The sequence below is a fragment of the Indibacter alkaliphilus LW1 genome, assembly GCF_000295935.2.
Taxonomy (GTDB): domain Bacteria; phylum Bacteroidota; class Bacteroidia; order Cytophagales; family Cyclobacteriaceae; genus Indibacter; species Indibacter alkaliphilus.
This window is the reverse complement of record NZ_ALWO02000027.1, coordinates 56488-79880: the sequence shown is the minus strand read 5'-3', so window position 1 is coordinate 79880 and position 23393 is coordinate 56488. Positions and strand designations below refer to the sequence as shown.

Below are 23393 nucleotides of genomic sequence, written 5' to 3'. Positions count from 1 at the left end.
AAGTGAAGGTTTTTAGCGAGGGGCCAGGTTGAAGGGTAGGAAAAACACATATATTACAAATCACCCCTTCAATCGCACCATACAGGAATTGAAATATATATACAAAATGGATTTAAGGATTGGGACAAATTCCTTCAATCGCACCATACAGGAATTGAAATTTGATTTTCAGGGACTCGATGCGGGCAATAACAATACCTTCAATCGCACCATACAGGAATTGAAATTTGATAGGAATGAAGCCAATTAAGATATTGGATTCTCCTTCAATCGCACCATACAGGAATTGAAATCTTCTCAATCAGGCGCAGCTTATCGCTGTCAATGAACCTTCAATCGCACCATACAGGAATTGAAATAAGACAATGAAAGCCTTATCGGAGATCTAGACAATCCCTTCAATCGCACCATACAGGAATTGAAATAAAATTTCAGCCAGTTTAATAGCATCTTCAAACTTGCCTTCAATCGCACCATACAGGAATTGAAATATAGGATTTCCCTGTTCGTCTGAATCAGCAACCCAACCTTCAATCGCACCATACAGGAATTGAAATACAATGACTGTACGGGTGATTTCGTAAGGAACCTACCCTTCAATCGCACCATACAGGAATTGAAATCCACCCCCGTAGCAGATGGAACCAAGACTGAAGCAGGCCTTCAATCGCACCATACAGGAATTGAAATTATTTGAGCTCATGTTAGGAACTTGTGGAATTATCGCCTTCAATCGCACCATACAGGAATTGAAATATGATGTAACCCTTATCTTAACCGCTGATCGCTTACCTTCAATCGCACCATACAGGAATTGAAATCATATTACTTTATCGACATCTGAAGGGGTCAAACCTTCCTTCAATCGCACCATACAGGAATTGAAATTCCTGCTTTTTATGTCAACGTCCTTTACAATGAATACCTTCAATCGCACCATACAGGAATTGAAATGCCGAAATAAAAATCTGACTTACTATTAATATCAGGTCCTTCAATCGCACCATACAGGAATTGAAATAGTATGCATCCAAATGCCTTTCGGGATCAATTTTCACCTTCAATCGCACCATACAGGAATTGAAATTGTCGTAAGTTCCTCCGGAACCGGCTACGGCAAGGGCCTTCAATCGCACCATACAGGAATTGAAATTCAAATGCCATAATGTTATATTTTTTGAGCCAAATACCTTCAATCGCACCATACAGGAATTGAAATGTTCTTTTCACAGATAAGTCCATCTACGGTAGTGATTCCTTCAATCGCACCATACAGGAATTGAAATGACCTTAATGCTATCTGGTGAAACTTTGCCATGTGCCCTTCAATCGCACCATACAGGAATTGAAATACCCTGTCATAGACCCTTTGGCTGCCAGTGCATCACCTTCAATCGCACCATACAGGAATTGAAATCTGTATGCAAAAAGTGTTTCTTTTTCAGCCTCAGTCCTTCAATCGCACCATACAGGAATTGAAATAAAATTGTGGCAAATCCTGCCGTGATCACCCCTACACCTTCAATCGCACCATACAGGAATTGAAATACTACCGTGGTTGGTGAAAACGTTATTGGAATCCTCCCTTCAATCGCACCATACAGGAATTGAAATTATAATACCAATTCAACGATTGATATATTGTTCCTATCCTTCAATCGCACCATACAGGAATTGAAATAAATCAGATGCAAAATTTCTTACTTCAAAATCAAAACCTTCAATCGCACCATACAGGAATTGAAATACTTCTGGGAGTTCTTGGGGCTTTGTTTATCGAGCTGCCTTCAATCGCACCATACAGGAATTGAAATCTGTTAATGCTTTTCGGGATGGAATAAAAGCAGGCGGCCTTCAATCGCACCATACAGGAATTAGGACCGAGCGTTTAGAAAACCTTCAGTGAAGGTTTTTAGCGAGGGGCCAGGTTGAAGGGTAGGAAAAACACATATATTACAAATCAACCCTTCAATCGCACCATACAGGAATTGAAATATATATACAAAATGGATTTAAGGATTGGGACAAATTCCTTCAATCGCACCATACAGGAATTGAAATTTTGGAAATCTGATTACACGAAACAGCAAAACAGTTCCTTCAATCGCACCGTACAGGAATTAGGACCGAGCGTTTAGAAAACCTTCAGTGAAGGTTTTTAGCGAGGGTTCAGGATGGCGGCAGGAAAAACACATATATTACAAATCAACCCTCTCAATCGCACAATACAGGAATTGAAATGGATCCAAGTACCATACTCAGGCATTTCCCTAAAATCCTTCAATCGCACCATACAGGAATTGGGACCGAGCGTTTAGAAAACCTTCAGTGAAGGTTTTTAGCGAGGGTTCAGGATGGCGGCAGGAAAAAACTCACATAACAAAACAACTCTCTCAATCGCGACATATTGGAATTGGCGTCTTGAAACATGATAGCAAAATACCATCAGAATAAATTATGCTTATTTCAATTTAAACTGCGTCAGTCTGTCAATGAAAAAATATTCCAAAGTATCGCTATTATCAAAATTAAAACCGATAACCTCTCTACCAAATGACTTAATCATAATGTTGTTTTTTGTCTATTCTATTACTCTCTCAAAAATCCCAACAACCCTAAAGTCCATTAAATCATCTTCGTTAAGAACAATATCTGAGTATTCCTCATTGGTTGAAAGCGGCTTTAACACAATGGATTCATGGCTCCATTCCCCTTCGGATATTTTTTTTACGCTTTGATATTCTTTTACAGTATATCCTGATCCAAAATCTGCATCCTGAACATTGGTTGATTCAACCAAAACAATTTTACCATTTCGAGATCCTCCCGAATAACTCTTGAATAAACAAAATGAACCGTTAGGGATACGTTTGTTCATAGATTCACCAACCACTTTGCATATAAAATCCCCTTCACTAACTCTGATTCCTTCAGGAATTCCAACCCAGGTTAATTCTGAATGCTGCTGGTTCTCGCTAAAGGAACCTGCCGCGGCCTGAATATCAACCAAGGGAACAGCATTTTTATAAGGTTCCACTTTTTCAAAATCAAGGATTCTCAAAACAGGCTCTTCTTCGGGTGGAGCATTTTCCTCAACCTCAACTGATTTTGCGTTTTTAATATGTGAGCTCAAATAATTTCTCAACACCGGGTCACAGGCATAGACCAAAGTCCCTTTAATTCCGCGATACATAATGGTCTTATAGATGTTGACTATGTATTCTTTCAATCGCTCGTCATCATTTATGCCTGCACTGCCATTTCTATCAAAATAGTTTTCTCTGATTATTTCTATTCGGTTCAACTTTTCGTTGTAAGTTATCTCCTTACCGAAAATAATCCCAGTATAATTCAGATCATATCCTTGGGTAGTGTGAATGCAACCTACTTCAACTTCCGGATCAGCCGAATTTATCCAATCTATATGGACGTTGTTCCACTGCAATTTCTTCCCCTCAATTTCAATATCATATAAGTTTTTGTCTGCTTTTGAAATCCATGGCCAGGAATAGCCTGCAATGAGTCTGCTCAATTTAAATTCTTTTTCTTTGGCAATAATCTCATTATGAAAGTCCTGGAAGGAAGTAAAAAAACGGAAGTCATACCCCTCAGGTATGGACATGTTTTCCAGCGGCTGACACTTCAGTAGACGGTCAACAAAGTTGATGTAATCGTTGCCGGCAGAGACACGCATTTGGGAGGTGAGTTGAATCGGTTTTGCTGATTTAATCTTTAACTCCTTGAATTTTTCCTTGGGGATGTCGGACGGTTTAATTGACTGTGCTTCATCATAAAAAAAGATCTGATGCTTACTACTCCGTAATATCCAATCTAGTTGTGTGCCTTCATTTCCCAATCCCAATGACCTGTTGGTAGCGTCGAAAGATCCATAGTTGGGTATATTTTTACGTTGTGCCAAGCGATGAGCTTCATCAACAATAAGTATGTCGTATTCCTTTTTTACAGCATCTGAAGGGCTTATAATCATACTTGTCTTAAGCCCGGCAACTGCTCCGAATACAGTTTTTAAACTTTTTCGCAGGGAGGTCATGGGGACTACCAAAGCGATTTTCGCATCCTTGAAATTTTGGTGAAATGTTTCAAGCAGGCGATACTCCTCTAACCGATACCCTTCCAAATCCTCAATTTCATCGGCAGCTGGGAGCGGTGAATGAAGCAGCTTCATCAAGTATGTTGCAAGGATGGTCTTCCCCGTCCCTGCGCCGCCTTCTACAAATATGCTTGAAAACTCTCTGGTGTTCAAAGTATGAATAATCTCCATTACGGAGGCCCTTTGGTCATCGGACAGGGCTTTGTAAGGTGAATACTTGAATAAGTCAGAGTTTTCTATATCTTCAATCGATTTGCTGACTAATTTCTCATTTTTCAGCCTTGACCATATTTCCTTAAAAATATCCCGATAGAAAGGCTTTTCGTAATAATTGTGATGGGTTAATCCACCATTCCCATTTTGGAGTTTATAGGTATTTTCAGCAGATAAATACTGGATCAGTTGTGATTCAATATCAAGTGTTGCGGACTTGTTAAAGCGGTCCGAGCCAATCAATGTAATGGTATTGAGGATCAAACGATCTTCGTTGGCAAAGTGGTTTTTTATTCTGTTAAAAGCATTGGTAGTTTCTCCGACATAGGCCAATTTCCGTTTGTCGTTTTTTATAAGATACACTAAAGGCCACTGACTTTTCACCCACTTGTTCTCCGCAATTTCGGAAAGTGCACTCTTTGAAAAAGGGTATTTGTTTAAATCAATAACAATGTCAGTTATAGAACTCATAACTCATTATATTTCTTTGCAGTACCCTTAGCTTTATCGACTGGATATTTTTTGCCGTTTTCTATAATTTTTTCTGAAACTATTTCAAAAACATCAAACTTGTATTTATCAGCTAACAACAAGGCATAGGCAATGACATCTGCCAGTTCCTCCTTTACTTTTGCGGAGTCTGCATCTTCTGCATTTTTCCAAAGAAATGCTTCAAGTAGTTCACCTGCCTCAATATTCAATGCCACAGCCAAATCTTTTGGATTATGAAATTGGGCCCAGTCTCTCTGATCTCGAAAGTCAATTAATTTTTCTGTTAACTGTTTTATTTCTGACATAGTATTTATGATTCAGTCATTTGTTTTGCCAATTCATATTCCTTATCAAAAGGCATTTGCAGCTCCTTAAGCATTTCAGGTATTGCTACAGCCCAACTTACATAATAATATGCCAAAAGTTTATAGCCTGAAAATGATTGGCCTGGAATTTTGTTGACTTTGTAACCTTTCTTCTCAGGATTGATGCCATTCCTGCCAAGCATGGCAATCTCAAATGCGATATCTTTTACTTGATCTTTGGGCATTCCCTTAAAATGCTCCAGAGCTCCAACCATGTACATGGCCACAGCCATATTGATATCCTTACCTGTATGTTGCTCCTTGAATTTTCTTAACTCTTCTTGTTCATCCTCTTCAAGGGCTCCCTCTTGCATAGGATCCTTCTCTATTTGGGTGAGCACATCTTCAGGTCTCTTCGAAGTTTTCTCATTTTTGGAACGGTATTCCTTTTCTTCTACAAGTTCAAAATAGGGATCCAGCTCCAGGTCCTCTCCCCAATGCTGCACCAACTCATACTCCTCCCCTGCTTCCCGGTCATTTCTGTACTCAATAAACTCCTCCCAAAAGGCATCAATCTGCTCTTTTTCAAATGGTCTTATTTGGTACTGTTTTTCCATCTTGACTCCAAACAGGGTTTCAAAATGCCTGGCAGAAACCACATTGAAAATCCTGCTTTTTGTAAGGATATCCGGAGGGGAAAGGTCTATGATTTTCGGATCATTTACGGCTTTATGAGCTTCCTGATTGAGCTGAAAAAGAGAAATGAATTGAACATATCTCAGTTCGGGATAATCTCTATAAAGGATATCCTCTATAAAAAGATCTATAGGTGTGTTGAAAACCTGCCTCAAGATACCATCAAACAGGTCTTTGGAATATTTGGCAATGCTGGTATCGGGAATACCCCTCTTTTCCAGTTTTTTAAGGCTTGCCTCAATGGTTTTAAGAAATTGGTTATAAGTGCCGTTTTTAGCAATAAAGAGCATGTTATTGCCAGCAGTTCTCGCTTCTGCTGCCAGTTTCAGATGCACCAGTTCATGCGCGATCAGATGATCTGTTTGCGGATACTTTGGATTATGAAGGATTCTGTGAAAATCTCTTCCATGGTTTTCAGCAATTTCTACTTTAGCAGCTGTAGGAAGGTACTCATCTTTTTCTATCCTGACCTCTTTATCAGTCAGTCTTTCGATCTCCTGAATAAAGTCCACCAAAGTTTCTTTTCCCACCTGTTGTTTCACAAGATATTGGGCAGCATCTAAGGCAAGTTGCAGACCTGTTTGGTAAACCTGTCCGGCAGATTTCTGCTCATTTCTGATTGTCTCAACAGCAAATTGGAAAGCTTGGCGCATATCTCCTTTCTGCAGGTTCAACAGCCCCATGCCTAATGATATATTGGGATATTTCGGATTTGCCTGGTAGGCTTTGCTTAAATATCTTTCTGCCAGGTTGAGTTTTCCTGATTGCAGAAATGCTCCCCCAATATTGTTTAGTGCTATATAATTTCCCGGATCAGACTCCACTACCTGATCATAATAGGTCATGGCAGTGTGAACATCATCAAAATAGCGGGCATAAATATTCCCCATCAAGATTAGGGCCCAGTGATTTTTCGGGTCCCATTTCAGGGCATCTATTAAGATGTCTATGGCCTTTTCATGTTGCCCTTCTTCTTCATAGGTCTGAGCAAGGTTTCTATAGTATTCACTATTTGTAGGGTAGTTTTCGATTAGTTTTTCCAAGATGGGTCTTGCTTCGGAAAACTTACCTTGTGCACAGAGATTGGTAGCCTTTGTAAAACCTGAATTGTCTTCTCTTACCTGGTTTTTGGGGAATACTATTTCTATGGAATTTTTCGAGATACTTACTTTAGGTGAAAGTCCTTCAAAAGAATAAAAGTTTTTGAGGGCATGTTCTAGCTGTTCATCGTTATTGATATCAATGTTTGGGAATAGTCTAGAAAGAAATTCGGACCTCTGAAAATAAATTGTCATAAAATAAATGTAAGCAGATTTTTAGCTTTTTGGAGTGTCAGTAAAGTGTAAATATAATGCTTACTGGGTATAGGACAAAGTAAGGAGCAATGGCCTTCAAGAAAACCTCTATTAAGGTTAACATTTTACTATGCTCCTAATAATGTCCAGTTTTTTGATTAAAAAACAAAAGCAGGTAGCCAAAGACCTGTTGGAAGAAGATGGTAAAGTCACAGTTCGATAAGCTTTAAAATATCTGCCTGCTACAAGGGCTTTATTGGGTCATTATTAGAAGAACTACGAAAAACAATGCAGCCGAGCCACTTTTTATTTCATTGAATCATAAGATATGTTGGACCTAAGCCTAAATTATCGACTTGGAAATGATGAAGTAAAGATTTGAAATTGTTATTCTATAATCATTTCAGGCATTTACTTTTTCTGGACTTGGTAAATCTTCCATTGAGAACCAAAGGATCCGGAATATCTCCCCTCCTATTATAGGGGTCAATATCATCCGGAATTTCATTTGAAATAAAAAAAACGTTAACAACCTTGATTTTTGGTAGATATATTTTATTTTTAGTTTTAATGATCAGTCCCTTTAAAACGTGAGGATTATTTTGGAATAAGAAAGTAGAGTACAACACCTAAAATTGATAGTAGCAGTAGTTTGAATTACCCATAAAGAACTCCTTCCGGGGAGTTCTTTTTTATTAAGGAGGCTGGTAAAATTACCCTGTACGTGGTATTTTATGGTAGAGGGGGAAATGGTAGGTTTGGGGAAATGTGAGTTTAGATGATATTATTAAAACATGCCGAAATGGAATGCTATCCGCTATTGTGGAAAGTGGGTATCATTCAACATCCGGTTAACCACATACAATCAGATCTCTGTCCGTGTACGGAGGTTAACCTGGCCTTTAGCGTTCAGTGTAGAAAAAACCGAACAACAATATGACATTAGGGAAAAAGAGTAAATTTGAAGCTAAGACATAATTAATTATAGGTAGTGACAACAGAATCGCAAAATATTGAATTCAAAGTAAATTGGAGAGACGAATATCTTAAATGGATTTGTGGTTTTGCTAATGCCAATGGAGGTACCATTTTTATTGGCAAAGATGATAACGGCAATGTAACCGGAATTGAAAATTCCAAAAAGCTATTGGAAGACATCCCTAATAAAGTACGTGATGTTTTGGGTGTATTGGTAGATGTGAATCTACACGAAACCGAAGAAGGTGATTTCATTGAAATCGTAGTGGAAGCTTATCCTTACCCGGTAAACTATAAAGGACAGTACCATTACAGGAGCGGAAGTACCAAACAAGAGTTGAAAGGTGCGGCTTTGGACAAATTTATGTTACAAAAGAAGGGCAAGAAATGGGATGGCGTACCTATCCCCAATGTTTCGGTGAGCGATTTAAAACAGGAAACCTTCGATTTTTTCAAGAAAAGAGGAATCAGAAGCCAGCGCCTTTCTGATGACAGTCTCAGTGACACGAACGAACAACTTATTGAAAACCTTCAACTCAAAGAGAACAAATACCTAAAACGAGCAGCCCTTTTGCTGTTCCACCCCAATCCCGAAATGTTTGTAACTGGTGCGTATATCAAAATCGGGTATTTTGAATCGGACAGTGATTTGCGTTTTCAAGATGAAGTCCACGGCAACCTGTTTGAGCAAATTGAGAAGACAATGGAATTATTGTTTTCCAAGTACTTCAAAGCCTTTATCAGTTATGAGGGCATCCACCGTATCGAAACCTTTGAATATCCTCGGGAAGCTGTACGAGAAGCCTTGCTAAACGCAGTTGCGCACAAGGATTATTCGGGCGGTGTTCCCATTCAAATCAGCGTTTACAAAGACAAACTAATGATTTGGAACGAAGGACAATTACCCGAGGATTGGACTATTGAAACACTTTTGGAAAAGCACTCATCCAAACCCTATAACCCGGATATAGCTACCGCCCTATTCCGAAGCGGCTACATTGAATCTTGGGGACGCGGAATTTCAAAAATGACCGAACAATGTCTGGAAATGGGCTTGCCTGAACCTGCTTTTTATTACAGGAGTTCGGGATTTTGGGTGGAGTTCAAAAAAGATGTTTACAATAAAGAGTACCTAGAAGAATTGGGCTTAAATGACAGGCAAGTTAAGGCAGTATTGTATGTAAAGGAAAACGAAAAAATAACAAACAGCGAATACCAAAAGTTAAATGAATGTTCTCGAAATACGGCAAGTAACGACCTGACCGAATTAGTAGAAAAAAACGTATTAAAATCAAGTGGACAAAAAGGAGCTGGGGCATTTTACACGTTAACCTGAATTGCACAATAATTGCACATATTGCACAAAATGCCAACGCTCAAAGCCATACACAACTTGTTCCGACCCTTCGGGATTGCCAAGTCGCACCAGCCAACACACAAACCAAAACTTGGCAAAGAGTATGGTTTTCCCAACGCTGACTGAAAAGCAGAACGAAAAGGAACAACGAAGGAACAATCGAGGTACTGTCTTAAATTCCAAGTGATTTTTAAAGGTTTTTATTGAATTCACAATAGCGAAAGGTGGGCTTCAGGCGATTCGTTGCACGGAAGTTCATCTAATGTAGGACTGGTTTTCTTTGATCCTGAGCTTATGAGGTTTGACTATGGCTTTCCATGATTTTGGCATACTATTATTTTTCCTGGATTTGGTAAATCCCCTCCCCCATTGAGAACCAAAGGATCCGTAATATCTTCCCTCCTGTTTTAGGGAGGCAATCCCGATGCTCGGGACAGGTTATCAGCCGGAATATCCTATTTGAAATAAAAAATCCGTTAACAACCTTGATTTTTGGTAGATATAATTTATTTTTAGTAGTTAATGATCAGTCCCTGTAAAATCGTGAGGATTATTTTGGAATAAGAAAGTAGAGTACCTCTCCTAAAATTGATAGTAGCAGTAGTTTGAATTACCCTTAAAGAGACTGGTGAAATCACCTTGTACAGGGTATTTTATGGGAGAGGGGGAATGGGTAGGTTTGGGAGTGGGAAATTCCTATTGTAATAACGGAAAGCAACCTTAATTAGAATGCTTTCTTTTATAATGAAAGCAAAATGTTGGGGCACATGCTAAAAAGACAGCGGACACTTTGACAATGAAGAGCAACAACAGACATATCGAAATATTTACCTACTATACGACCGGACTGACTCGACTTTACCAACAGTGCAACCGTACCAAGACACAGACGACTGAAAAGAAAGAAAAAATAAAAAGCCCCTGCTTCGCATTTTTGATACCGAAGGCTTTCGGGACTGCCAACACTCATTTGCAAGTCTTGCGTTTTTGGCTGTGGGAAAAATACAGCCAAATGCCGCTCGGCCTACTGCAAGCTTGCAAAAGAGCCAAATCTTCCATCCCTCAGGATTTCCAATTTTTACCAGTATTTTAATTTACTGGCATTTTTTTGATTTCAAATATTCACCAAAATTTTGTAGTTTTGGCAAAAATTGGAATTAATGCCGAAAATCATAGAAAATAAACTGATTGAAGAATTTAAGGGCAGAGAGTCTTTCACCAGGCAAGATCTCTTTGAATTCTATCGACATTTAGAACCCGACCTAAAAGAAGGGACTTTCGGATGGAGAATCTATGACTTAAAAAATAAAAACATTATCAGATCGCTCAAGAGAGGTCTTTATGCCATTTCATATAAACCCAAATACAAACCTGAAATATCCCAAGAACTCATTAAGCTTGCTAAAAAGGTTACTTACAAATTTGAGGACACCAAACATTGTTTGTGGGAAACGAAGTGGTTAAATGAATTTTCACAACATCAGACAAGCAAAAAAATTATACTCATTGATATTGAAAAGAACTTCATTGAATCTTTGTACTATGAACTAAAAGACTCATCAAAAAATGAGCTTTTCCTTAACCCCGATGATAAGGCTATTGAATTTTACATCGCTGAGAGTGAACATCCTGTTGTAATCAAAAAGCTAATTACCCGTTCGCCAATTGCAAGAAGAACCGAGAAAAAACTAAAGGTCTATACGCCTCTTTTGGAAAAAATATTGGTCGATTTATTTACGGAAGAAAAACTATTCTACTTTCTACATGGATCTGAGTTGATAAATATCTATGAAAATGCAATAAGTAAATATGCAATCAACTTTACTAAACTGTTCAGCTATGCGAAAAGGAGAGATAGAGAACAGGAAATAAAACAGTTTATGACAAATCACATGTATTACCTTGTAAAAGACATTATCGAATGATAAGAGAGCAGTGTTTCACAGAAGAGTGGTTGGACGGCTTCAAAAAGCAAAAAAATCACAAACGGATTGATAAGATTATCTTGGAGAAAATGATCTATGCCCTCCATCTGTTAGAACAGCTCAAAGCCAATGGTCTTGATTTTATTTTCAAAGGAGGTACAAGCCTTGTGTTATTATTGGAAGAAGACAATCGTTTTTCAATTGATATTGATATCATTTGTAAGGTCGAGCGAGAAGTGCTTGAGTCTATTCTTCAAAAAGTTATTGAAACATCGAAATTCAAGGGTTACGACCCAGATGAACATCGGAGTTATAAGCCGGGAATTCCAAAAGCACATTATAAATTTTTCTTTGATACAAAAATGCAAGGATCCGGTACCATCTTGCTGGATGTATTGATTGAAGATTCAATCTATCCGGAGCTGATTGAAAAACCCATTAAAACTAAGTGGATAGAAACAGAAAAACTATTTACGGTACACCTACCATCCATTGATTCCATAACTGGCGACAAGCTCACCGCTTTTGCCCCGAACACTATTGGAATTCCATATTTCAAAGGAAAAGACAATCAGCCATTCTCCATGGAAATCTGTAAGCAACTATTTGATTTAAGCAAATTATTCGAACAGGTTCAAAACATGAAAATTGTGGCTGCAAGCTTTAACGCCTTTGCAGAACATGAAATCGCCTATAGAAAAAATGAAGATCCAATAAGAACCCTAACCCCTGAAACTGTCTTGCAAGACACCATTGATACTTGCCTAATCATTGCGAAACGTGGTAGCGGTACGAAAGATGAGCAAGCAAAGTTTGCAGAACTGCAAAAGGGAATCCGTGCTTTTGGCACTGGATTTCTAATGAGTGGAAATTTCAGGATTGACGATGCTATTTCTGCTTCGGCCCTCATTGCATATTTAGCAACCAAACTTCTACTGAATGATCTAAGCCCAATAGGTTATTTTGAAGGTCAAGAAATAAAATCCCTTAGCATTGAAAACCAGGAATGGAATTTTCTAAACAAATTAAAGAGACAGCCGGATAAATCCTCCTTTTACTACTGGTATCAAACTGTGCAACTTCTAAATACCAGCAAGAATGAATAAAAGGAGGCTTTCTGAATCGGACATAAAGGCTAAATCGAGGTACTGTCTTAAATTCCAAGTAATTTTTAAAGGTTTTTATAAAAATTCACAATAGCGAAAAGAGGGCTTTGGGAGATTCCTTGCACGGAAGTTTATCTACTGTAGGGCTGGTTTTTTTTTGATCCTGAGCTTACAAGGTCTGGCTTTGGATTTCCAGGATCATTTAAGGCATTTACTTTTTTTGGATTTGATAAATCCCCTCCCCTATTGAGAACCAAAGGATCCGGAATATCTCCCCTCCTATTTTAGGGGGTCAATATCAGGCGGAATATCCGATCGAATAAAAAGTCCGTTAAAAACCTTGTTTTTAGGTGGTATAATTTATTTTTAGTAGTGAATAATTTTCCCTGTAAAATCGTGAGGATTATTTTGGAATAAGAAAGTTGAGTACCTCTCCTAGAATTGATGGTAGACTAGTTTGAATTACCCTTAAAGAACTCCTTCCGGGGAGTTCTTTTTATTAAAGGAACTGGTAAAATTACCCTGTACAGGGTATTTTATGGGTGGGGGGAAATGGTAGGAGATTGGTCTTATACTTTCTGCCTTGATGCAAAAAATAACAAAAAGATCAAGAATTCCGAATTCCCGAAAAAATCGGGACAGGCTCTATCCGCGGGCTACTTCAAACATAAAAAAACCGAAAGTGCTTAAATTAAGAATCAGGAAAATTTAAATACTCCCGATCAAAACTCTACCCGGTAACTCAGGACTGGAATCAAAGGAACCAGATAGACCGTATTGATACTACCATCCATCGGCTCGAAATACCTACCGAACACATTCTTCCTATTGGTGGCATTTTGCACATCCAAGGCCACCGTCCGTGTGGACTTTGGCCGATTCCTTTTGAGACTTACACGTACATCGGTCCTGAAATAGGCAGGATTCTGCTCAGTAAAAGCCAAGGATTCCACCAATACTGTTCCACCCTGTACAATGGATGCCTCCAAATCAATTGGGGTATTCCATAAACCTCCACCATAAATGGTCCTCAGGTTGATTCCAAAGGAACGGTTCTTTTTCCAATGATACTCTTTGCCTGCTGTAAAGGCCAGATTGTACCTACCATTGAAGCGGGTGTTTCGCCATAGGTTCTCTTCTGTCTTGTACTGTGATCTGTAAAAAGAGGTGGATAAAAGAAAGTAAAAGTCCCGATAGGTAAAATGCTCCAAGGTAAATTCCGCCCCGTAGTTTTTGCCAAAACCTGTGTTGACCAAATGGTCAGTCATCAGTGACCATTCCTGGTTGAGTATAGAGGTAGTCTGATTGACACCTGGTATGACAGGGATGTCATACAAATGCTGATAGTACGTTTCAATTTTCATCCTTAAGTATGGATTGAGCGAGCGGTCATAGCCCAACACCAAATGGTGAGACCTGCTAAGTTTCAAGTCTTTGTTTGGAAAAGTAATGACTCCATCTTCTTCCACTTGGGCAAAATAGGTCCCCAAAGGTTGCACCTGACTGTGTAGGCCATAGCCCAGGTTGATCCTTTGTTTTTCATCCAATGCATATGAAGCCGAAAATCTCGGTTCTACCGCTGTAGAATTATTCAGGATCAGCTGCAGGTAGTGTACGCCAAAATTCAAAGTGAGACGTTGGCTAGCCCGGACATTGAGCTGGGAAAAGGCCTGCACGCTTTGTGTGCTCCCTTTGGCATCAATGTGGGTCTGCATCTGTCCAGCATTCCCCCCATAACCCTGCTCAAGGACATTGTAATATAACTGGTTGAGAAAAACCCCGCTCCTGAGGCTGTACTTAGGGGAAATCTTGGTGTTGAGCACTGAGCTGAAGGTGATTTTGGACTGCCCAAATTCCGAATAAAACCGCTCTTCATTCATGTAATCCCGGTTTAGTAGGCCGTATTTATCCCCCATATTGCTCCCTGAGGCCAAAACAGTAGTTTGAAGAAAATTCGATTTATTCAGAATATAAGCATGCTTAATACCAACCGCCCCAGTGTTGGAAAAGAAGTTTGAATTCATCCTATCAAATTCTGTCTGCCAGCTCAGGGAGTCCAGAAGGGCATTCCTGTTCTGATCACTCAATCCCCCAAATCCAAAAACCGTAACCGTACTTTTCTTCCCTGTTGGTAGAAAAAAATTAAAGGACAGGTCCTGAAAATTGGTTACGAAATCCCCTAGAGGCACACCCAAACCCGCCAGCATGGATAAAGTGGAATAACGGTAGTTGATCAGGTAGGAACCTCTGTAATTTTTCGAGAAAGGTCCCTCTACTGCTATGTCAGTTCCCAATAAACTTGCCTGCACGGTAAATTCCCGCTTTTCATTATTTCCCTTTCGTAAATTAAGATCAAATACACCAGAAAGAGCATTGCCATATTCAGCTGGGAAAGCCCCGGTAATAAAGTCAGAATTATCTAACAATTGAGCACTGAGTATAGCGACCCCACCTCCGGCAGCCCCTGAAGCTGCAAAATGGTTTGGATTAGGGATATCGATGCCTTCCATTCTCCACAGCAGGGCGTTGGGGTTGTTTCCCCTGATGGAAATATTGTTGTTGCCGTCATCAGCACCCACCACACCTGCAAAGGAAGTGGCCATCCTTCCGGGGTCATTGATGGCTGCGGCATATTTTCGGGTTTCCTCCACCGAAAAGGTCCTTCCACTGACCGTAACCATATCGTTAATGGTTCTTTCTTTTTCGGTAGCAGAAACCACTACTTCGTTCATTTGATTGATTTCCTCCTCCAGTACAATGGTCAGTACAGTTTCCTTTCCTGAATTGACCTGAACCTGGGCGAGAATAACATCTTTATATCCTATAAAGCCGATACGCAAGGTATGGGTACCGACGGGAACCTGTGTAATCCTGAAATCCCCGGAACCATCCGTGACTGCGCCAATGAGTGGATCGGAACCCAAAACCATGACGTTAGCCCCTGGAATGGGGGATTTGGTGATGTGGTCGGTTACTTTTCCCCTAACAGTCTGGGTCAAAGTCTGGGCCGAAGCTTGGAAAGTAACCAACAAGGCCATTAGGATCAATATGTTAATCGATAGTTTCCCATTCATAATTAAAGCTTGAAAATGGATAAATCGTGCTGGAAGGGCGGTGGTCAGAAAAAGCGGACTCCGGCCCTAAATCCCCACCATAGCTGGCTGGCCAGATCCTCTACATGGGTTCTTTCGCGGTGAATTTGAGGCGCAAAAAAAGTAAACAGCTCAGGGTGTCCGTTATAGGCTGTATCGTATACCCTATAGTTTAAAGTGGGCCCGACAAACAAGCCCATTTTATTGGAGGCCTGGAAGTCAACGCCAATAAATAGCCTGTTAACCAAGTTCAATGCTTCCACATTGCCACGGTTCAATTGCTCTGAACTGGCTTCGATATTCAGGTATAACCTGTTGCCCAACCTAGGTGAAGTTCCTATACCATAACCAAATGCCCAGGTGACATCCTCGCTGATCTCTGGCCGCATGCCCGCAAAAAGAATGTTGTAAAATTCCCTCTTCCCTGTTCTCAGGGCTATGTTCAAAGGCAGCACCTCATTGTAGCTTAGTTCTACTGTATGGTAGCCGCTTCGGACAAAGCTGATCAGTCCCACAGGCACACCGCTCATGCTGTCTGCATAATTGAATACCCCAAGCTGAAAGCCATGTACTTTGGAAGCATAGTTGATTGGAGAAATTTGGGTTCCTTTAATCCTTTTTGCAGCAAAGTTGACCAATCCTGAAATTTGGGTACCCTCCATTTCATCTGCGGTAAAGTTGAGCGTACCGGCAAGCTGCACGCCTTTAACACTTTTCGGTGAAAAGTTCATCACTCCTGCCAGTTGTACCCCGTCCACAGATCCCATGGTGAAATTTGCAGTACCGGCCAATTGCACGCCTTTGACATGACTGAGATTGGAGTTAAAAACTCCGGCCAGCTGAACTCCGTCAACATTACCTCCTACTTGATTGAACAGTCCTGCCAATTGGACTCCTCTCATCGCACCCCGGTTGATATTGAAAAGGCCTCCCATTTCAAAAGCCCTGGTTCCAGCAGAGTATCCACCTAGAATATTTATGGATACATCATTGATGGCCTGGCCAGATTGCAGGCCATTGGTCCCCATAAAAGGCACAAAGGATACCTGAATCGGGACATTGATGGTGTCCGCTACCTCTGGATGAAAGGCTTCCAACCAAGTCTTTGTTACACTTTTAGAAGAAAGGGTATTGGACGTCGAATCGCCTTCATGCTGAATTGTTGAATATGTTAGGATCAACAAATGTGAAGCAGTTCTTGCTTCGGATACCAAAGGAAAGAAGATCAGCCATGCTGATAGAATAAGAAATTTATTAAATGTGATCATGATATTGGTTTCGTTTCAATATCATGACAAGCAAGTGGACGGACACCCCTATGCGGGGATTAAAAATTTATCAAAAAGTTTATGTTGACCTTAATCTTAAAATAGATTCCGGTGGATAATATTTGAAATATCATATAAAAATGAAACTCACCAATAACTTTCAAAAATATACAGTCTGAGCCTTATTATTTCAATTCTCTCCTGACTAAACATGATTTTCAAAATAGCCTTCCAGACATCATTGGCAATAAATTCAATTTATGCAAAGGGAAGTTTCATCAGCTGCCAGTTTGCCACTGACTTTGCATCTCATTTAAGTTTGTTATTGCCTTTAGCACTTTATGGTTACAAAAAAACACACATACTTCAATTAGAGGAATAAAACATAAAAAAACAGAGTGATCTATAGGCATAAATTTGGTACTTTTCATCCTTAAAAAAATATAGCCAGACCCATGCAACAGAAATCTGTACTTATCCTATTTTTCTCATTTATTCACTTTTTTTCTTACGCTCAGCAAGCTCCTAAACTGATCGTAAGGGGAGATGACATGGGTTCTTCCCGTTCAGCGAACTTGGCAAGTATAGACACCTATGTTAACGGTATAGAAACTTCTATCGAGTTGATGGTGGTGACACCTTGGTTTCCTGAAGCAGCAAAAATGTTGGAGGAAAACACCGGTATTGATGTGGGGTTGCATTTGGTCATCACCAGTGAATGGGATGGCATCAAATGGAGACCATTGACCCATTGCCCTTCTTTAACAGATGACAACGGCTATTTTTTTCCAATGATGGGACCTAATGAAAATTATCCTGGACTTGCAGTTATTGAGAATCAATGGAAACTCAATGAAATAGAACAGGAATTCCGGGCCCAAATAGAACTTGGCTTGAAGAACGTTCCACAAGTGAGCCACCTCTCAGGGCATATGGGATCTACTAGTTTCCATCCTGATGTAGCTCAAATGGTATTGAAGCTCTCTGCCGAATATGACCTTCCTGTGATGAATAGAGAAGTCATGCAGCCATTGGGAATTATTGGGGTCTCCTATGATGGTGCTAAGGGAACATTTTCGGAGAAGGAAGCATCCTTTATCCGAATGTTGGATAACCTTGAACCCGGAAAATCCTATATGTTTGTAGACCACCCATCCTATGATAATGTAGAAATGCAAGGTGTTGGTCATCACGGATATGAGAATGTCGCTGAAGATCGACAGGGTGTCACAGATATATGGACGAGTCAAAAGGTAAAGGAAGCCATCTCAAATAAGGGGGTAGAATTAGTCAATTTTATCACCTTATCTAAAGCACTTCCCCGTAGCGATCCTGAAGAGGTAAACTTTAATTCACAAGCGATTATTGAATACCTAAATGCTGTTAACAAGAATGAACAAGACCTCCACAGCTTGATGATCTTGAGAAATGGAAAGGTTGTCTTTGAGGAATGGTTTGGTGAAAATGCAGCCAACAAAACCCACACCATGTATTCAGTTAGCAAGACATTCACTGCAACAGCGATTGGCTTTGCTGTTCAGGAAGATCTTTTAAAAGTGACTGATAAGGTCATTTCGTTTTTCCCTGAAAAACTTCCTAACGAGATAAGTGACCATCTTCAAGCGTTAGAAATCCGCCATCTATTAACAATGACAGTAGGTCACGATGTGGATCCAACGGGTGTCCTGAGGGAAACCGAGGGGCTTGATTGGGTGGAAGGATTTCTCGCATTTCCATTAGAACATCCTCCAGGTACTACCTATGTATACAACAGTTTGGCTACATACATGCTTTCAGCCATACTAACAAAAGTTTCAGGAGAGAGGATTTTAGATTTTCTACAGCCACGTCTTTACAGACCCTTGGGAATAGTAGGAGCAACTTGGGATGAAAGTCCGCAGGGAATCCAGATTGGTGGTTGGGGACTGAATGTAAAAACAGAGGATATGGCTAAATTAGGGCAGTTTTACCTACAAAAGGGGAAGTGGAACGGAGTGCAGCTACTATCTGAAAGTTGGATTAACGAGGCTTCTTCGGCAAAGGTACCTTCTCTACCGGCTGGAGTTAAAAAGGAAGACCTCAAGGTCAAGGCAAATGACTCTGACTGGTTGCAGGGATATGGCTATCAGCTTTGGCGTAGCCGGCACAACTCCTATAGGGCAGATGGCCGCAACGGACAGTTTATTTTGGTGCTTCCGGAGAAAAATGCGGTAATTGTTACCACAGCAGATATTCCCAATATGCAAGCTGAACTAAATTTGATATGGGACCACCTATTGCCAGCATTTAAGTAGGGCGTGCTGAAAAACGCCAACTGAAGAATAAATGCTTTAAATTTTGATGAATACCCTGTTTGTCAGGTATTTTCTTTTTAAGCAGGTGCACGCTTATTCAATGTTATAGCTTGATTTCCGTGCTCCTTAAAATTTTAAAAATCGAAATTTTAAGGCTAGCCTCAGGCATACCATCTTCTTCATTGGGCTCACTCGAAGTATAAGCATACATCTTCATTCGCCCGCTTTGAATCTGGCATACCTGAGACTTTTTCAGCAAGCCCTAAGTAAAATCCTTAAATCCGAAGTGGGTATTAAAGGGAGTACTTCATTTACATTTCCTTTTTATATAACCTGTTATTACTTCGAAAAAAATAATATCTACCGTTCAACCCCCTCTTTTATTTTAAACAGAATTTTCAAAAGCCTAAAAAGAAAAATTAACCTTTAAGGTTATTGGATGGTATGGCCTAAACCGCAAACCCCACGGTTATATAAGAAATAGTTCTTGAAGAAGTAACTCTCCTAACAACTTTGAAATGGAAGCCAATTACCTTCGACATACAATGAAAGTCTAAAAGTCGTCCTCAAAACAGGTTTTACTTTCAGTTCACCGATTCTCTATCCTAATTCCCCCTCACTCTATAACTTAGGATGGCCATCTTTGCCTGGCTTCCCCATACCCTAAAACACTAAAAAGCAGGTATTTAGTAAATCCGCAACCCAGCCCTTCCTCCAAACCACATTTGGCTGGCAAAACTTCCTTCTCGAGGACTGTTTTCATTCTGAATCCTTGGATTGGCGTATGTGAACATGTCGGGATGATGCTGGAATCCGGTATCATAAAGCCGCCAGTTGATGCTAGGCCCAAAATAAATGCCGATGTTCTTGCCGAACTGGTACTCAAGCCCTATGTATGCCCTGTTGATCAGATTGAGTGCCGCTACATTGGCAAGGTTCATCTGGGAACTGCTCAGTTCAATGTTCATGAATACCTTCTTCCCCAACCTGGGTGCGGCACCTACCCCATAGCCAAATGCCCAAGTCACCGAATCTGTAAAATCAGGCCTGAATCCGGCAGATAGGATGTTGTAGAAATTCCTTGTACCTGTCCTGAATGCAAAATTCAAGGGCAAAACTTCATCAGCCCCTACTTCCACCTGTCGGTAACCTTTCCTGACAACACTCAGCAGGCCTATAGACACACCGCTAATGCTATCTGCATAGTTGAACAGTCCGATTTGAGAACCTTTTATCCTGTTGCCTATGTTCAGGATGCCGGCCACTTGTACACCGCTGAGATCGGAGTGGGCGTAATTTGCCACACCTCCCAACTGTGCTCCTTTTACTTCCTTGGTGGCAAGATTCAATACCCCACCCAATTGCACACCTTGCAAGGATCCAGAGGTAAAGTTGCCCAGGCCACCCATCTGAACAGCCCTGGTATCATCCAGGACCACATTGGTAAGACCAGCCATCTGCACGCCTTGCATGGCCCCTCCTACCAGGTTGAATAATCCTGCCATTTGCAGGAATTTCACATCTCCTTTGTTGATATTGAACAAGCCACCCAACTCCACTTTATTGGTACCTGCAGAAAAACCTCCCCAAACATTGAATGAGTAATCGTTGATCACATTGCCGGACAGTTTGCGGTTGGTTCCAATAAAAGGCACAAGAGAAACCTGGACTTTCCTGTAGAGGGTATCACTCACATTCTCCAAGTTGGTGGATCCCATGGATTTTTTTGTCCATTGCCAGGCGTCTTTCATGGGCTTCGCGAGGCTCTTTCCCACCCCTTCGAGATCTACCTCACTGGTTTTTAGCAGGACTTTTTGAAATGGATTCAACTGATCATTGACCAGAAGGGTATCCCCATAATCCTTCTTGTTGACCACCAGGCGAACACTGTCCAAGTTGGGGTTTTTTATTGCCAGTTGAAAATAACCAAATTCATCTGTAATGGAGGATTTGAGGGTGATCGGATCATAGACGGTGGCATCCCTGATGGCCTTTCCTGTGTTTTCATCTACCACATAGCCGCTCACCACCAATTCCTTCTTGGATATTTGACGGGGGCTGAGAATGACATAAACCCCTTTTTGTTTGGCTTCTACCCCACCTGCAAATAGCTCTTCCAAAATTAACCGCAAAGGCTGATCGTTAAAGGTGCCACTATAAGTTCTCTTGACATCGATCACGGAAGAACTGTAGGAAAAAACACAGCCTACTTTTTGGGACAAACGCTTCAGTAAGTTTTCCAGAGATTCATTCTCTGAGGTAATGCTGACCTTTTTTTCCAAAATAGGCAGCTCCTGTGCATTCAAGGGAGACAGGATACTGAAAAACAAAATCAAACCTACCAAGCGGTGAATACCCTTCCAATGGTCCGTCAACATCCTTCTATTGGCAACCATCTCCACTAAACCTGATCATATTTCCTTCATCTATGACCTCAACGCCCAAGGTTTCGGCTATGATCGAAAGCACCGTTTCCAACGTTTCGTTGTCAAATGAAACCGTCAGTCTACAGGAAGCCATATTTCCACCTAAAACAATGCGTTTGCCATAGACAGACTCCAGTCTTTTTACTACCTGATGAAGTTCCTCCTCATGGAAATCAAGAATTTTGGTCTTGAAAGCCGCCACATTGGCATCTGCGACAGTCTTGCTAAACAACTCAGTAGCGGGATCATAGCTGCCCATTTCCCCTGCTTTGAGCATGATCCCTTCTTGGTTTTCCGCATAAAAGCGGACGATACCTTCCTTGACGCTCACTTCCACTATGGGTTGATCAGGGTATGCCTTCACCTGGAATACCGTGCCGATGTCTTCTATCAATAAGCCGGCAGCCTTCACGGTCCAATTGACTTTTTTTTCTTCTGGTATGCTGATCAAAGCTTCCCCAATCAGATGGATGGTGCCGGTTTTTTTACGGGGATGGTAGTCCACCTGGACTTCGGACCGTTGGTTAAGAGAAATCTCCGTAAGGTCGGGTAAAATCTCTGTAACCACCTCATTTTCACTCAACATCAAAATTTCCTGGTTAGGAAGTTTTTGTATATAAAATAAGTAAGAAAGGCCCAGAAGCAGTATCAGCCCAGCAGCTATTTTCCAAACCACCGGAAACAAAGAAATGGTTCTTTTAGAGGTCTCTACATCCAATTCAATTTTTTTCCAAGCTTTATCAGCATCAAACTCTGGCATGTCTGACAGTTGAGCTTTTTCAAAAATCAGTTGTGCATCCTCCAAGTATTTTTGGTTTTCATAGGATTGGGCAGTCCATTCCTTGAGCTCACTCATTTCCTCTTCTGAGGCTTCACCAACCAGGAACTTTCCGATCAATATTTCTATATGTTCTGGTTCCTGACTCATAGTTTTAACAGCTGTGCAGAAAAGATTACTATGAAAGGTAAATAGTCTTTCAATTTTAAACGCATCAATTTTAGGGCTTTTCCCATTTGGTTTTCGACTGTTTTGATGGAAATCTGTAAAGCATCTGCAATTTCCTGGTACTTAAGATCCTCAAACCTACTCATTCTGAAGATCAGCTGGCATTGGTCGGGCAAAGCTTCTATGGCCTCTTGAATCTTGGATTCAAGTTCATTTTTGATTGCCTGGTGATCAGCAGCATGTGTATATCGTTCTCCATCTGCTACCACAGCTTCAGCATGCACTTGTCTCACTTTGAGTCGCTTGAGTTCATTGAGACAAGCATTGCGTACTGAACTATACAAATAGGATTTTAAGGAAGCATCTATGTGAATGCTTTCCTTTTTTTCCCAAAACCCAATAAAAGCAGATTGAACGACTTCTTCCGCGGCATCCTTATCGGAAAGATATTGATACGCAAAACGGCAGAGTGCTGAATAATGGCTTTTGAACAATATTTCAAATGCAGCTACATCTCCTTGGAGTATGTCAGTGAAAACCTTTTGATCTAAAGCCTGCATGAGATTCCTTTATATTCCCCCACAAGATAAGATTTTGGTTTTGCTTTTTAATTAAGAAAACTGAAAAGCCATTTACCCCTATCTTAATAGAAAAATTAGTGAGTGAAATGCTAAAATTTAGGACTGAACCACGGCGTTACAATCAATCCTTTAAGGAGCACATAAATCAGCTTTGATATCTCCTTACTGTTCACATCTAATTGCATAAATTCTCAAGACCATTTTTAAAAATCCACTTTTACCATAATTTATATTAAAGAAATATAATGAATACAAAAAAAGAAAATCATTTTTAAATCTGTGGAAGACAGAGACAAAATGCTCAAACT

The 23393-nt window shown here is 40.4% G+C and carries 12 protein-coding genes and 1 CRISPR repeat array; of the genes, 4 read left to right on the top strand and 8 right to left on the bottom strand.

The features are described 5' to 3' along the window. Positions 1-65: 65 nt before the first annotated feature. Positions 66-1881: direct repeats of the CRISPR family, unit length 30 nt; unit sequence CCTTCAATCGCACCATACAGGAATTGAAAT. A 700-nt stretch (positions 1882-2581) separates the two neighbouring features. From A33Q_RS07530 to A33Q_RS21800, 3 genes are read right to left on the bottom strand one after another with little or no spacing between them, the layout of a single operon-like run. Continuing rightward, positions 2582-4795, bottom strand: coding sequence for a DNA/RNA helicase domain-containing protein (locus A33Q_RS07530; protein ID WP_009036457.1), 2214 nt, complete (start codon positions 4793-4795; stop codon positions 2582-2584). Continuing rightward, positions 4792-5121 carry a nucleotide pyrophosphohydrolase gene (locus tag A33Q_RS07525; protein WP_009036456.1) on the bottom strand — a complete coding sequence of 110 codons (330 nt, stop codon included), beginning with the start codon at positions 5119-5121 and terminating at the stop codon, positions 4792-4794. The genes A33Q_RS07530 and A33Q_RS07525 overlap by 4 nt, the downstream gene beginning before the upstream one ends. 5 nt (positions 5122-5126) lie before the next feature. Continuing rightward, positions 5127-7112 (bottom strand): tetratricopeptide repeat protein, encoded by a 1986-nt coding sequence (locus A33Q_RS21800; protein WP_009036455.1) that lies wholly within the window; start codon positions 7110-7112, stop codon positions 5127-5129. Between the two features lie 991 nt (positions 7113-8103). On the opposite strand from A33Q_RS21800, the gene A33Q_RS07510 reads away from it, so the two are divergent. The 3 genes from A33Q_RS07510 (at position 8104) to A33Q_RS07500 (ending at position 12478) form a co-directional block, all read left to right on the top strand. Beyond that, positions 8104-9426 (top strand): ATP-binding protein, encoded by a 1323-nt coding sequence (locus A33Q_RS07510; RefSeq protein WP_009036453.1) that lies wholly within the window; start codon positions 8104-8106, stop codon positions 9424-9426. A 1181-nt stretch (positions 9427-10607) separates the two neighbouring features. Beyond that, entirely contained in the window at positions 10608-11372 is a 765-nt protein-coding gene (locus A33Q_RS07505; protein ID WP_009036451.1) for a DUF6577 family protein, read from the top strand. Then, entirely contained in the window at positions 11369-12478 is a 1110-nt protein-coding gene (locus tag A33Q_RS07500) for a nucleotidyl transferase AbiEii/AbiGii toxin family protein (RefSeq protein WP_009036450.1), read from the top strand. Before A33Q_RS07505 ends, A33Q_RS07500 begins: the two co-directional genes overlap by 4 nt. Before the next feature lie 722 nt (positions 12479-13200). Here the strand turns inward: A33Q_RS07500 and A33Q_RS07495 are convergent. Both A33Q_RS07495 and A33Q_RS07490 read right to left on the bottom strand, forming a co-directional pair. Continuing rightward, positions 13201-15552, bottom strand: a complete 2352-nt coding sequence (locus tag A33Q_RS07495) for a TonB-dependent receptor (protein ID WP_016254875.1) — start codon at positions 15550-15552, stop codon at positions 13201-13203. 44 nt (positions 15553-15596) lie between these two features. After that, positions 15597-16838, bottom strand: a complete 1242-nt coding sequence (locus A33Q_RS07490; protein WP_009036294.1) for a hypothetical protein — start codon at positions 16836-16838, stop codon at positions 15597-15599. A 455-nt stretch (positions 16839-17293) separates the two neighbouring features. On the opposite strand from A33Q_RS07490, the gene A33Q_RS07485 reads away from it, so the two are divergent. Beyond that, on the top strand, positions 17294-19132 hold the full coding sequence (locus A33Q_RS07485) for a serine hydrolase (protein WP_009036293.1): 1839 nt from the start codon (positions 17294-17296) through the stop codon (positions 19130-19132). Between the two features lie 686 nt (positions 19133-19818). Here the strand turns inward: A33Q_RS07485 and A33Q_RS07480 are convergent. From A33Q_RS07480 to A33Q_RS07470, 3 genes are read right to left on the bottom strand one after another with little or no spacing between them, the layout of a single operon-like run. After that, complete coding sequence (locus A33Q_RS07480) at positions 19819-21528, bottom strand: peptidase associated/transthyretin-like domain-containing protein (protein ID WP_009036291.1); 1710 nt, start codon at positions 21526-21528, stop codon at positions 19819-19821. Beyond that, complete coding sequence (locus tag A33Q_RS07475) at positions 21515-22486, bottom strand: FecR family protein (RefSeq protein WP_009036290.1); 972 nt, start codon at positions 22484-22486, stop codon at positions 21515-21517. Before A33Q_RS07475 ends, A33Q_RS07480 begins: the two co-directional genes overlap by 14 nt. Continuing rightward, the gene (locus tag A33Q_RS07470; RefSeq protein ID WP_009036289.1) at positions 22483-23064 is read right to left on the bottom strand and encodes an RNA polymerase sigma-70 factor; all 582 of its coding nucleotides are present in this window, start codon (positions 23062-23064) and stop codon (positions 22483-22485) included. The genes A33Q_RS07475 and A33Q_RS07470 overlap by 4 nt, the downstream gene beginning before the upstream one ends. Positions 23065-23393 lie beyond the last annotated feature (329 nt).

Bases quoted from the DNA above. Each gene is read 5' to 3' on its own strand.
- A33Q_RS07495 (WP_016254875.1), bottom strand. From the start codon at position 15,552: ATGAATGGGAAACTATCGATTAACATATTGATCCTAATGGCCTTGTTG.
- A33Q_RS07505 (WP_009036451.1), top strand. From the start codon at position 10,608: ATGCCGAAAATCATAGAAAATAAACTGATTGAAGAATTTAAGGGCAGA.
- A33Q_RS07470 (WP_009036289.1), bottom strand. From the start codon at position 23,064: ATGCAGGCTTTAGATCAAAAGGTTTTCACTGACATACTCCAAGGAGAT.
- A33Q_RS07500 (WP_009036450.1), top strand. From the start codon at position 11,369: ATGATAAGAGAGCAGTGTTTCACAGAAGAGTGGTTGGACGGCTTCAAA.
- A33Q_RS07530 (WP_009036457.1), bottom strand. From the start codon at position 4,795: ATGAGTTCTATAACTGACATTGTTATTGATTTAAACAAATACCCTTTT.
- A33Q_RS07490 (WP_009036294.1), bottom strand. From the start codon at position 16,838: ATGATCACATTTAATAAATTTCTTATTCTATCAGCATGGCTGATCTTC.
- A33Q_RS07480 (WP_009036291.1), bottom strand. From the start codon at position 21,528: ATGGTTGCCAATAGAAGGATGTTGACGGACCATTGGAAGGGTATTCAC.
- A33Q_RS07475 (WP_009036290.1), bottom strand. From the start codon at position 22,486: ATGAGTCAGGAACCAGAACATATAGAAATATTGATCGGAAAGTTCCTG.
- A33Q_RS07525 (WP_009036456.1), bottom strand. From the start codon at position 5,121: ATGTCAGAAATAAAACAGTTAACAGAAAAATTAATTGACTTTCGAGAT.
- A33Q_RS21800 (WP_009036455.1), bottom strand. From the start codon at position 7,112: ATGACAATTTATTTTCAGAGGTCCGAATTTCTTTCTAGACTATTCCCA.
- A33Q_RS07485 (WP_009036293.1), top strand. From the start codon at position 17,294: ATGCAACAGAAATCTGTACTTATCCTATTTTTCTCATTTATTCACTTT.